Annotated in this window: 7 protein-coding genes; 2 read left to right on the forward strand and 5 right to left on the reverse strand. The window is 63.8% G+C overall.

All coding sequences use genetic code 11. The features are described from left to right. Positions 1 to 96: 96 nt before the first annotated feature. From mdtD to putA, 5 genes are all read right to left on the reverse strand, one after another. Entirely contained in the window at positions 97 to 1524 is a 1428-nt protein-coding gene (mdtD, locus tag NPS58_RS21825; protein WP_274117344.1) for a multidrug transporter subunit MdtD, read from the reverse strand. Between the two features lie 57 nt (positions 1525 to 1581). Beyond that, entirely contained in the window at positions 1582 to 2913 is a 1332-nt protein-coding gene (locus NPS58_RS21830; RefSeq protein ID WP_274117345.1) for a TldD/PmbA family protein, read from the reverse strand. Further along, positions 2913 to 4355: a TldD/PmbA family protein gene (locus NPS58_RS21835; protein WP_274117346.1), complete on the reverse strand. Its 1443-nt coding sequence runs from the start codon at positions 4353 to 4355 to the stop codon at positions 2913 to 2915. Before NPS58_RS21835 ends, NPS58_RS21830 begins: the two co-directional genes overlap by 1 nt. Positions 4356 to 4386: 31 nt before the next feature. Further along, positions 4387 to 6189, reverse strand: a complete 1803-nt coding sequence (locus NPS58_RS21840; RefSeq protein WP_274117347.1) for an acyl-CoA dehydrogenase — start codon at positions 6187 to 6189, stop codon at positions 4387 to 4389. A 167-nt stretch (positions 6190 to 6356) separates the two neighbouring features. Then, positions 6357 to 10310, reverse strand: a complete 3954-nt coding sequence (putA, locus tag NPS58_RS21845; protein WP_274117348.1) for a trifunctional transcriptional regulator/proline dehydrogenase/L-glutamate gamma-semialdehyde dehydrogenase — start codon at positions 10308 to 10310, stop codon at positions 6357 to 6359. 354 nt (positions 10311 to 10664) lie between these two features. Between putA and putP the strand changes: the two genes are divergently transcribed. Next, entirely contained in the window at positions 10665 to 12149 is a 1485-nt protein-coding gene (putP, locus tag NPS58_RS21850) for a sodium/proline symporter PutP (RefSeq protein ID WP_274117349.1), read from the forward strand. Positions 12150 to 12276: 127 nt separating this feature from the next. After that, positions 12277 to 13113 carry a 23S rRNA (adenine(2030)-N(6))-methyltransferase RlmJ gene (locus NPS58_RS21855; RefSeq protein WP_274117350.1) on the forward strand — a complete coding sequence of 279 codons (837 nt, stop codon included), beginning with the start codon at positions 12277 to 12279 and terminating at the stop codon, positions 13111 to 13113. Positions 13114 to 13166 lie beyond the last annotated feature (53 nt).

A 13166-nucleotide genomic window follows, 5' to 3' on the forward strand; every position in this document is an offset into this window, starting at 1 on the left:
CAGCGGCAAAGTGGCGAAGGCGGTGGCAATGGTGGTCACGAGGCGGGCCTGCAAAACAAAATGTCGCGCAGTGTACCAGCCTCGTGGCCATTAGCCCTAAGGCTCGATCTCCGGTTCCGGACGAGGGGCACGCCTTCCGTCCGCCTTGGACAGCTGCATGAAGATCGCCGCCGCCAGCATGGCCATCAGGCCAATGGTCAGGAAGGTCAGCTGGAAGGCCCCCAGCGTGCTGTCCACCCCTTCGGCGCTGCCCGCGGCGCTGAAACCGCCCAGCAGGGCCCCGGCACAAGCCACCCCCAGGCTCAGCGACAGCTGCGCCACCACCGACAGCAGGCTGTTGCCGCTGCTGGCGCTGGCATCGTCCAGGTCGATCAGGGTTACGGTGTTCATGGCCGTGAACTGCATGGAGTTCACGGCGCCGAGCAGGCCCAGCTGGAACAGCAGCAATGCGTAGGGCGTCTGCTCGTCCACCAGGCCCAGGCTTGCCAGTAACAGGCCGAGCAGCAGGGTATTGGCGGTGAGGATGTTGCGGTAGCCGAACCGCTCGATCAGCGGGCGGGCGATCGACTTGGCCAGCATCGCCGCCGCTGCCAGGGGGATCATGCTCATGCCGGCCTGGGACGGCGAGTAGCCCAGGGCCACCTGCAGCAGCAACGGCACCAGGAACGGCAGGGCGCCACTGCCCAGGCGGGCAAACAGGTTGCCTAGAATACCCACGGAGAAGGTCCGGGTACGGAACAGCCGGGGTGAGAACAGCGGGCTGTCGATGCTGCCGGCGCGCAGCCAGTAGGCTGCCAGGCACGCCATGCCGGCGAACAGCAGCAGCATCACCCGCAGGTGCGGCAAATGCAGCTCGCCCAGGCCTTCCATAGCGATGGTGATCAGCACCATCGCCGCGCCGAACAGCATGAAGCCCACGCCATCGAAGCGCGTGCGTTCACTGCCGCGCAGGTCGGGGATGAAGCGCCATACCGCATAGCAGCCAACGGCACCCACCGGCAGGTTGAGCAGGAAGATCCAGTGCCAGCTGAGGATTTCCACCAGCCAGCCACCCATGGTCGGGCCCAGCAGCGGGCCGAGCAGGCCGGGAATGGTGATGAAGCTCATGATCCGCACCAGCTCCGAGCGGGGGTAGGCGCGTAACACCACCAGGCGTCCGACCGGCAGCATCAAGGCACCGCCCAGGCCTTGGACCACCCGCGCCGCCACCAGCATGCTCAGTGTTTCGGAGAGGGCGCACAGCAGCGAGCCAAGGCTGAACAGCAGGATCGCACCGAAAAAGATCCGCTTGGTGCCAAAGCGGTCGGCAATCCAGCCCGAGGCCGGGATCAACAGAGCCACGGTGAGCATGTACGCGATGATCACCGACTGCATGCGCAGCGGGTCTTCGGCCAGGTCCCGGGCCATGGCCGGCAGGGCGGTGTTGAGGATCGTGCCGTCCAGCGACTGCATGAAGAAGGCGATGGCCACCACCCAGGGGATCCAGCGAGCGGTGACGGGGTCGAGCGGGGCGCGGTTGGGCATGTCTAATCCTTGAGGGCCATAGCGCGGGGCAAACCCGCTCCTACCGTGGGCGATCAATCACAATGTCAACGTCAGGCGCTTGACCAGAGCTCCCGGCAAATGGCTCGAACTGGTCTGGCGCTGACCATAGGTGCTGGTCGATAGGATCAACTCCCGCTCCCGGGTCAACGCCTCAAGCTGCGAGCCCAGCAAACTGTAGACGCTGTCATCGAAGCGCATGGTGTTCACCGGTGCCTGGATCTGGCCATTCTCGACCCAGAAGGTGGCAAACCGGGTCAGCCCGGTCATGCGTGCGGCCGGCAGGTCGGAGAAGTTCAGGTACCAGAGGTTGCTGATGTACAGCCCGGTGCCCAGGCGTGCGAGGATATCGCGCTGCTCCAGTTCGCCAGGCGCCAGGCTCAGGGCACAAGGCGACTCGTGGCTGTCGGCGCCATTGGCCGCCAGTTCGAATTCGGCGGCGCTGCGGGCGCAGATCAAGCGGTCAAGGCCGCGGCCCTGCTCGATCAGGCGCAGGTCGCTGCGGGGCGTACCTTCATCGGAAAAGCTCGGGCTGAGCGAGCCGCTGACCTGTTCGGCGATGCTGACGATCGGGCTCAGGCGTGCATCGCCATCGTACAAGCGCTGCAGCGGACTGTTCTTGGTGGCCAGTGAATGGGCGGAGAAGCCACCCCAGCACAACATGGCCATGATCTCGTCCATGGCCGCGGGGGCCAGGTAGGCGCGGTATTCGCCGGGTGCCAGGGTTTTCAGCGGGCGCCCCAGGTATTCCAATTGCTCGCGTGCCTGGCGTAGGCGCTCTGCGAAGGCCTCGCCATCCCACTGCTGGCCGGCGTAGTTGGCCTTGACCGCCTGGCCGTTGCGGTGGAACAGGCTCCAGTCGAAGTTGAAGCTGTTGGCCTGGTGCCAGCCAAGGGCTCCGAACGAGCTGGCAAAGCCCCGGCAGATCGGCCCGGCGGCATAGATACCGACCAGGTCCAGCTCCCCGGCCCCCCGTTCGATCTGCGCCAGCACCTGGGCAATATCGGGCAGTGGTTGGTCCTGCACGCTATGGCTCTGCCAGGCGCTGTCGTTGAGTTGCAGGTAGGGGTCGGCGTCGAGCAAGGGCAGGGTCTGGCGCAATTGCTCGATTGCCTGGGCCAGGCGTTGCTGGTCCACGTCGGGGTCGTTGCCCAGGGTGAACTGCAGCTCGCCCTGGCGGCCATCCTTGACCAGCTTCAGTACGCAGCTGGCTTGCTGGACTTCGCCAGCCTGGCGCACCTTGGCATGGTTGAAACGAATGAACCGGGACTGCTCGGCGCTGTAGCTGAGGGTGAAGTGTTCCGGCGCGCGAACCTGTTCTTGCAGGCTCGCCAACAGGCGCTGGAAACTGTGCAGTGGGGTGGCAGCCATCAGGCGTCTCCTCCGAATACGTCGATCTGGCTGAACACGCAGGCGGGAGAGGCATGTCCCACCCGCACGACCTGGTTGGGCTCGCCCTTGCCGCAGTTGGGTGTCCCCAGGACCTGGAAGGTACTGGCGTCGCCCACGGCGCTGAGGTTGCCCCAGAACTGTGCGGAAATGCCCCGGTAGTTCGGGTTCTTGACCACGCCCTTGAGTTCACCGTCCTCGATCAACTGGCCCCATTCGCAGCCGAACTGGAACTTGTTGCGGGCATCATCGATGGACCAGGAGCGGTTGGTGCGCATCAGGATGCCGCGCTCGATGCCGCCGACCAATTGCGCCAGGCTCTTGTCGCCCGGCTCGATGTTGAGGTTGGCCATGCGGTCGATCGGCGCGCGGTTCCAGCCGCAGGCGCGGCTGTTGGCGACACCGTCCAGGCCCGAGCGGAATTGCGAAAGCGCCCCACCCAATGGGCGCAGCAGCAGGCCGTCGCGGATCAGGAATTGTTTATCGGCTGCGCTGCCGTCGTCGTCATGGCTGTAGCTGGCCAGCTCTTCGCCGATGGTCGGGTCAAAGGTCACGTTGAGCAGGCTGGAGCCGTACTGCAGGGTGCCGAAGTCGCTGGCCTTGACGAAGCTGGTACCGGCGTAATTGCGCTCGTCACCGAGGATGCGGTCCATTTCCAGCGGGTGACCGATTGACTCGTGGATCTGCAGCATCATCTGGTCGGGCATCAGCAGCAGGTCGCGTACGCCGTTCGGCGTGTTGGGCGCGAGCAGCAGTTGCAGGGCCTGGTCGGCGACCTTGGCCCCGGCGTTCACCAGGCCGCAGCGCTCGATGACATCCATGCCGCCTTGCTGGCCGAAATTCTCCCGACCCAGGCTGCGGCTCTGGCTGTCCTGGCCGTCGAATGCAGTGGCACTGAAACCCGGGTAGAGGAAGCGCTGGGCCTGACGCTGTTCGGCACCGGCGGTATTGAGGTAGATCTGCTCGACGGTGCTGATGCCCAGGCTTGCCTGCCAGTTCACCAGGCGGCTATCGGCAGGCACGCTGGCCGACTCGCGCGACAGCAGGGCATAGCAGTCCGCCACGCAAGCCACGGGTTGTTCAAGGTTGGGGGAGCAGTAATCGGTGCGCCCGGTGGCGACCGGTTGCTCGCGCAGGTCGAGCAGGGCGCGGCTGGCGATCTGCCGGGCCAGCGCCTCGGCCTGTTCCAGGGCCCGCTGCAGGCCTGATTGCGACAGGTCGGCGGTGGCCGCGTAGGCTTCGACGCCGTTGACCCGGACCGTCAGCATTGCCCCTTCGTCACGGCTGAAGAACGGCGGCTCGGCGACGTTCTTGCGCACCGACAAGTGTTGCTGGGACTGCTGCACGTGCCGCAAGGAAAAGAATTCGGCCGTGCTGCGCAGGGCGGTGAAGCGCTGGCGCAGCAAAGCGGTCAACTCGAACATGAAGAACCTCCGTGGGTACGGTGGCTCCCCCTCAGAACCACTCGTCGTGCATGCCCAGGCACGTATCGTCGCGAGCCTCGAGCAATGCCAGCTCATTATGGCAGCCCGGTACCTCCCAGGTCAGGAAATAACGAGCCGCCTGCAATTTGCCCTTGTAGAAGTCGCGGTCGGCCGCCTCGCCCCGTTCCAGGCCCTGCTCGGCGCGGATCGCCTGCTCCAGCCAGCGCCAACCGATCACACAGTGCCCGAAGGCCTTCAGGTACAGCGCCGAGTTGGCCAGGGCGCTGCTCACCTGGCCTTGGGCCAGATCGCCAAGCAGGCTCAGGGTTACGCTTTGCAGGCGAACCTGCAGTTGTTCGAGGGGCGTGCGCAGGTGATCGAGGCGGGTATACCCCCGCGCCCGCTCGCAGGTGCCGGCAATCAAGCGCACCAACTGCTTGAGACCGGCACCACCGTTCTGCGCCAGCTTGCGCCCGAGCAGGTCCAAGGACTGGATGCCGTGGGTGCCTTCATGGATGGGGTTCAGGCGGTTGTCGCGGTAGTACTGCTCGACCGGGTATTCGCGGGTATAGCCGTGGCCGCCGAGAATCTGGATCGCCAGCTCGTTGGCCCTGAGGCAGAACTCCGATGGCCAGGATTTGACGATCGGGGTCAGCAGGTCGAGCAGTTCGTGGGCCTGCTGGCGCTGGGTTTCGGTCTCGCCGCTCTGGGTGTCATCGAACAGCCGTGCCGCATACAGGCCCAGGTCGAAAGCACCCTCGACGTAGGCCTTCTGGGTCAGCAGCATGCGTTTCACGTCACTGTGGCTGATGATCGGTACGGCGGCGGTGGCCGGGTCCTTGTTGTCCAGTGGCCTGCCCTGTGGGCGTTGGCGGGCGTAGTCAAGCGAGTACAGGTAACCGGCATAGCCGAGCATCACCGCACCCATGCCCACGCCGATACGGGCTTCATTCATCATCTGGAACATGCAGGCCAGGCCCTGATGCGGCTTGCCTACCAGATAGCCTACGCATTCACCGTTGTCGCCAAAATTCAGCGCCGTGGAGGTGGTGCCGCGCCAGCCCATCTTGTGGAACAGCCCGGCCAGCAGTACATCGTTGCGTGGGCCAAGGCTGCCATCTTCGTTGACCAGATACTTGGGCACGATGAACAACGAAATGCCCTTCACCCCGGGCGGAGCGTCCGGCAGCTTGGCCAGCACCATGTGCACGATATTCTCCGACAGTGGGTGGTCGCCACCGGAGATGAAGATCTTGTTGCCGCGCAGCTGGTAGCTGCCGTCGGCGGCGGGTTCAGCGCGGGTGCGGATATCGGCCAGGGAAGAGCCTGCATGAGGCTCGGTCAGGGCCATGGTGCCGAAGTAGCGCCCCTCGATCATCGGTTGCAAAAACAGTCGCTTTTGCTCGTCGCTGCCAAAGCTCTCGATCAGGTTGGCCGCACCCATGGTCAGGAACGGGTAGGCCGTCGTCCCGGCGTTGGCGGCCTGGAAGTGGGCAAAGCAGGCTTGTGAAAGCAGGGTTGGCAGCTGCATGCCACCGGCTTCGAAATCGCGCGTGGCATTGAGAAAACCCGCTTCGAGGAAGGCATCCACGGCTGGCTTGACCTCGGGGATCAGCACCGCTTCGCCATTTTCATAGCGAGGTTCGTTTTCGTCGCCTTTGCGGTTGTGCGGGGCGAAGTACTTCTCGGCAATGGTTCGCGCGGTGCCCAGGGCGGCATCGAAGGTTTCGCGATTGTGCTCGGCAAAGCGCGGGCGTTGGGTGAGGGCCTCGGCATCCAGCACTTCGTAGAGTTCGAAGGCCAGGTTGCGGGCGCTGAGCAGGGTCTCGGACATGGCGGCATTCCTGATCGGGGATGGCCGAGTCTAGGCAGCTGTGCAGGCGCTGCACAGGGAAATAGGTGTGGGTGATGGTGGGCTAGAAGGTGTAGGGGGTGAAGCATCGCGGGGCAAGCCCGCTCCTACAGATTGCCTGTAGGAGTGGGCTTGCCCCGCGAAAACCATCAGCCGATGGTCATCAGGCTCGCGTTACCACCAGCAGCAGCGGTGTTGACGCTCAACGCGCGCTCGATCACCAGGCGCTCCAGGGCAATCGAGGTTTCACCCGACGACAGGCCATGTACGCCAACGATCGCACCGGCACGCTTGGCCACCTGCTCGCACACGGCGCGCAGCTGGTCGGAGTGACCGTGGTGCAGGACGGCGTCGAACACTACATCGTCCTTGGTCCAGTCACCCACCAGTTTGATGCGTGCCTGAACATCCTTCGGCAGGCGGTTGCGCAGGGTCTTGGTCAGCTCACCTTCCGGCCATACCGCCGAGCTGCCCACGGCCAGCACCGCAGCCAGTTGGGTCAGCAGGTCGGCTTCGACCTCGGCCAGGCACAGTACGTGTTCGCGCGGCAGGATGGTGTAGCTGTTGCGCTCGCCGGTCGGGCCGGCCAGCAAGCGGCTGATACCGCTCTGCGACTGCTGGGCGAACTGGTCGCACAGGCTGCCGAGGTCGTTCAACTGGTTGCTGGTCGCCCAGGTCTTGAGCGCTTGCAGCGGTTTGGTCATGGTCTCGCGCAGGCGTGTATCCGGGGTGTTCTCGCCGTCGGTGCGCTTGAACGATTGCTCGATGGCATCGGCTGGGCGGGTCGACAACAGGCGGTACAGGTACAACGGGCCGCCGGCTTTCGGACCGGTGCCGGAGAGGCCTTCACCACCGAACGGCTGTACACCGACCACGGCACCGACGATGTTGCGGTTGACGTAGACGTTACCGGCGTTGACGTTGTCGATGACCTTGGCAATGGTTTCGTCGATCCGGGTGTGTACACCCAGGGTCAGGCCGTAACCGGAAGCGTTGATCTGCTCGATCAGTTGGTCGAGGTTCTTGCGGTTGTAGCGCACCACGTGCAGGACCGGGCCGAAGATCTCGCGCTGTAGCTCATCGAAGCTTTCCAGTTCGATCAGGGTTGGCATCACGAACGTACCGCGCTTGATTTCCTCGCCATCGGCAATGGCGACCTGGTACACGGTGCGACCTTTGTCGCGCATGCCCTGTATGTGCTTCTCGATGCCGGCCTTGGCCTCGGCGTCGATCACCGGGCCAATGTCGACGGCCAGGCGCTCAGGATTGCCCAGGCGACTTTCGGCCATGGCGCCCTTGAGCATTTCGATCACGCGGTCGGCGGAGTCTTCCTGCAGGCACAGCACGCGCAGTGCCGAGCAACGCTGGCCGGCGCTGTCGAAGGCCGAGGACACCACGTCGATGACTACTTGCTCGGTGAGTGCCGAGGAGTCGACGATCATGGCGTTCTGGCCGCCGGTTTCGGCGATCAGCGGAATCGGGCGACCCTGGGCATCCAGGCGACCGGCGATGTTGCGTTGCAGCAGACGGGCCACTTCGGTGGAGCCGGTGAACATCACGCCCTTGACCCGGTCGTCGCCGACCAGGCGGGCACCGACGGTTTCACCGCGCCCTGGCAGCAGTTGCACCACGCCTTCGGGGATGCCGGCTTCGAGCAGCAGGCGCACGGCCTGGGCCGCTACCAGCGGGGTCTGCTCGGCAGGCTTGGCCAGTACCGGGTTGCCTGCGGCCAGCGCAGCAGCCACCTGGCCGCTGAAGATGGCCAGCGGGAAGTTCCACGGGCTGATGCACACCACAGGGCCCAGAGGGCGGTGGGCGTCGTTGCTGAAGTCGTTGCGCGCCTGCACGGCGTAGTAGCGCAGGAAGTCGACAGCCTCGCGGACTTCGGCGATGGCGTTGGCGAAGGTCTTGCCGGCTTCGCGGGCCAGCAGGCCCATCAGCGGCTGGATCTCGGCTTCCATCAGGTCGGCGGCGCGCTCGAGGATGGCGGCGCGCTCGGCGGGTGGGGTGGCCTGCCAGATCGGCGCCGCATTGAGTGCGCACTGGATGGCGTTGTCGACGTCGGCAACCGTGGCTTCCTGTACGTGACCGACCACATCGCGATGGTCGGACGGGTTCAGTACTGCTGCCGCCGGTTCGTCACTGGCGTCGCAGCCGAGCATCGGCGCTGCTTTCCAGTTGTTGTGCGCGGTGGCCAGCAAGGCGCAGGACAGCGACGCCAGGCGGTGTTCGTTGGCCATGTCGATGCCCGCGGAGTTGGCGCGCTCGGCACCATACAGGTCACGCGGCAGCGGAATGCGCGGGTGCGGCAGGCCGAAGCTGCCTTCCTGGGTGGCCATGCGCTCGATGGTCGCGACCGGGTCGGCCACCAGTTCCTGGATCGAGATCGACTGGTCGGCGATGCGGTTGACGAACGAGGTGTTGGCGCCGTTTTCCAGCAGGCGGCGAACCAGGTAGGCCAGCAGGGTTTCGTGGGTGCCGACCGGTGCGTACACACGGCACGGACGGTTCAGCTTGCCGTCGGCTACCTTGCCTACAACCTGCTCGTAAAGCGGCTCGCCCATGCCGTGCAGGCACTGGAACTCGTACTGGCCCGGGTAGTAGTTCTGCCCGGCGATATGGTAGATGGCCGACAAGGTGTGGGCGTTGTGGGTGGCGAACTGAGGGTAGATGACTTCGGGTACCGACAGCAGCTTGCGGGCGCAGGCGATGTAGGACACGTCGGTGTACACCTTGCGGGTGTACACCGGGTAGCCTTCCAGGCCTTCGACCTGGGCACGCTTGATCTCGCTGTCCCAGTAGGCGCCTTTTACCAGGCGGATCATCAGGCGATGACGGCTGCGGCGCGCCAGGTCGATCACGTAGTCGATCACGTACGGGCAACGCTTCTGGTAGGCCTGGATCACAAAGCCGATGCCGTTCCAGCCAGTCAGCTGGGGTTCGAAGCACAGGCGCTCGAGCAGGTCCAGCGACAACTCCAGGCGGTCGGCCTCTTCGGCGTCGATGTTCAGGCCGATGTCGTACTGCTTGGCCAGCAGGGTCAGTGACAGCAGGCGCGGGTACAGCTCGTCCATCACGCGCTCGTACTGGGCGCGACTGTAGCGTGGGTGCAGGGCCGAGAGCTTGATCGAGATGCCCGGGCCTTCATAGATGCCACGGCCGTGGGAGGCCTTGCCGATCGAGTGGATGGCTTGCTCGTAGGAGGCAAGGTACTTCTGTGCGTCGTGCTCGGTCAGTGCCGCCTCGCCGAGCATGTCGTAGGAGTAGCGGAAACCCTTGGCTTCGAACTTGCTGGCGTTGGCCAGGGCTTCGGCGATGGTTTCGCCGGTGACAAACTGCTCGCCCATCAGGCGCATGGCCATGTCGACGCCCTTGCGGATCATCGGCTCGCCGCTCTTGCCGATGATGCGGCTGAGCGAGGAGGTGAGACCGGATTCGTTGTGGGTCGAGACCAGCTTGCCGGTCAGCAACAGGCCCCAGGTCGTGGCGTTGACGAACAGCGACGGGCTGTTGCCCAGGTGCGGCTGCCAGTTTCCGGTGCTGATCTTGTCGCGGATCAGGGCGTCACGGGTGCCTTTGTCGGGGATACGCAGCAGGGCTTCGGCCAGGCACATCAGTGCCACGCCTTCCTGGGACGACAGGGAGAATTCCTGCAGCAGGCCCTGGACGATACCGGCGCGGCCGCCGGCGCTCTTCTGATTGCGCAACTTTTCAGCAATGCCGGCAGCCAGCTTGTTGGTGGCCTCGGCCATGTCTGCCGGCAGGCGTGCCTGCTCCAGGAGCATGGGCACCACTTCCGGTTCCGGGCGGCGATAGGCTGCGGTAATGGCAGAACGCAGGACCGACTGCGGCAAGATGCTTTCGGCGAATTCGAGGAAGCACTGGTGGGCGTGATCGCCCGGGACTTCGCCGGCTTCGTCGCCGCTGCTGCTGGCCTGACCGTTGAGTTCGGTCAGTGTGGCGCCACCCTCGAGCTTTTCCAGGTAGTTGAAGATTGCCTGTTTAATCAACCAATGCGGTGTGCGGTCGATGGACTGCGCAGCTGCTTTGAGTCGCTCGCGGGTCGGGTCGTCGAGTTTGACCCCAAGGGTGGTCGTCGCCATTTCTTATCCTCATTATTGCCACGATGCTGTGGCTTAAGCTGGCGCCAAGATTAGCTGTGCGCGATTTTGGGTGCAACCTAGTGCAACCCAAAATCCGCAGGAAAAAAGTGCAACTCGTCAGGTGGGTAAAACCACACAGCCAAAATGGCTGTTTATGGTGCGTTCTACTTATGAAAAAGAGGTTTTTTGCTTCAAAAAGGAGCAAAAAGGCGCTGTAGCTGAAAATTTCCGACGAGGTGCAACTTGAATTGAAAAATTGGTTGCACCTACTTTGCGTTGTTGCATAGCATTCGCGGCCTGGGTGCAACCTCTTCGAGGCTGTCGCTACATAAAAACAAACGCCAGGGCGCAACAATGAGTGTAAGCAATCCAACCTTGATCACTTTCGTGATCTACATCGCGGCAATGGTGTTGATCGGCTTCATGGCCTATCGCTCCACCAACAACCTTTCCGACTACATCCTCGGTGGCCGCAGCCTCGGTAGCGTCGTGACCGCATTGTCGGCCGGTGCCTCGGACATGAGCGGCTGGCTGCTGATGGGCCTGCCGGGCGCCATCTACATGTCGGGCCTGTCGGAAAGCTGGATCGCCATCGGCCTGATCGTCGGTGCCTACCTTAACTGGCTGTTCGTTGCCGGCCGTCTGCGGGTGCAGACTGAGCACAACGGCGATGCCCTGACACTGCCGGACTACTTCTCCAGCCGCTTCGAAGACCAGAGTGGGATGCTGCGAATCATCTCTGCCGTAGTCATCCTGGTGTTCTTCACCATCTACTGCGCTTCCGGCATCGTTGCCGGTGCCCGCCTGTTCGAAAGCACCTTCGGCATGTCGTACGAGACCGCCTTGTGGGCGGGTGCCGCGGCGACCATTGCCTACACCTTCGTCGGTGGTTTCCTGGCGGTGAGCTGGACCGATACCGTCCAGGCCACGCTGATGATCTTCGCTCTGATCCTGACGCCGGTGATCGTGCTGATCGCCACCGGTGGTTTCGATACCACCTTCGCCGCCATCGAGCTCAAGGATGCGTCGAACTTCGACATGCTCAAGGGTACTACCTTCATCGGCATCATCTCGCTGATGGGCTGGGGCTTGGGTTACTTCGGCCAGCCACACATCCTGGCGCGCTTCATGGCTGCTGACTCGGTCAAATCGATCGCTAAGGCCCGTCGCATCTCTATGACCTGGATGATCCTCTGCCTGGTCGGTACCTGTGCTGTCGGCTTCTTCGGCATCGCTTACTTCTCGGCGCACCCTGACGTTGCAGGTCCTGTGGCCGAGAACCCGGAGCGCGTGTTCATTGAGTTGGCCAAGCTGCTGTTCAACCCATGGATCGCCGGTGTACTGCTGTCTGCCATCCTGGCGGCGGTGATGAGCACCCTGAGCTGCCAGTTGCTGGTGTGCTCCAGCGCCCTGACTGAAGACTTCTACAAGGCGTTCCTGCGCAAGGGCGCTTCGCAGATGGAGCTGGTCTGGGTCGGCCGCGCCATGGTGCTGCTGGTTGCCGTGGTCGCTATCCTGATCGCTTCCAACCCGGAGAACCGTGTACTGGGCCTGGTCAGCTATGCCTGGGCTGGCTTCGGTGCTGCCTTCGGTCCGGTAGTGCTGATATCGGTACTGTGGAAAGGCATGACCCGTAACGGTGCGCTGGCCGGTATCCTGGTGGGTGCCATCACCGTAGTGGTGTGGAAGCACTTCTCCATCTGGGGGCTGTACGAAATCATCCCGGGCTTCATCCTCGGCGCCCTGGCGATCTACTTTGTCAGCAAGGCCGGTAGCCCTTCGGCTTCGATGGTTTCGCGCTTTGAAGCTGCAGACGAGGCGTTCAAGGTCGGTCATTGATCGACGGTTGAATCCCTGCTGGCAACGGCCCGGCCTCCCCAAGAGGCCGGGCCGTTGTCGTTTCGGCCGGGCGCTCCTGACGCCGGCTGAATCACAAGGTAAACTGCGCGGTCTTGCAGGAGTTGCCATGAACTATCGTCACGCCTTCCACGCCGGCAACCACGCCGACGTCTTCAAACACCTCGTATTGACCCGTCTTATTGCGCTGATGGAGCGCAAGGAGCAGCCGTTCGCCTACCTCGATACGCACGCAGGCCTCGGTCTCTACGACCTGCAGGGCGACCAGGCGACGCGTACCGGTGAGTGGATCGAAGGTGTCGGCCGGCTTTGGGGGCGGGACGACCTGCCGGAAGTGACCGCCGATTACCTGCGCATCCTGCGCAAGATGAACCCCGATGGCGAGCTGCGCTACTACCCGGGCTCGCCCGAACTGGCTCGCCGGCTGGCCCGCCAGCAGGATCGCGTGTTGCTCAACGAGAAGCACCCCGAAGATGGGCGCATGCTCAAGGACAACATGAAGAAGGATCCGCGCGTTGCCGTGCACCTGGGCGAGGGTTGGCATGTGCCGCGTGCGCTGTTGCCTGTGCAGGAAAAACGCGCGGTGATGCTTATCGACCCGCCGTTCGAGCAGGCTGACGAGCTCAAGCGTTGCACCCAGGCGATGAAAGAGACCATCGGTCGCATGCGCCAGACTGTCGCGGCGATTTGGTACCCGATCAAGGATCAGCGCCAGTTGGTGCGTTTCTACCAGGACCTGACCAGCACTGGCGCGCCCAAGCTGCTGCGGGTGGAGCTTTATGTGCATCCACAAGACAGCCCTCAGGGCCTGAACGGCTCGGGCCTCGCTATCGCCAACCCGCCATGGGGCCTGGAAGAAGAACTGCGCGAGTTGTTGCCGTGGCTGTCCCAGGTGCTGGCGCAGACCCAGGGCAGTTGGCGGATGGACTGGCTGATCGCCGAATAGCAGCTGTAGGAGCGGGCTTGCCCCGCGATGCGGTGTGACTGACTGTATGCATT

This window comes from Pseudomonas putida (assembly GCF_028682455.1).
Classification (GTDB): Bacteria; Pseudomonadota; Gammaproteobacteria; order Pseudomonadales; family Pseudomonadaceae; genus Aquipseudomonas; species Aquipseudomonas putida_AA.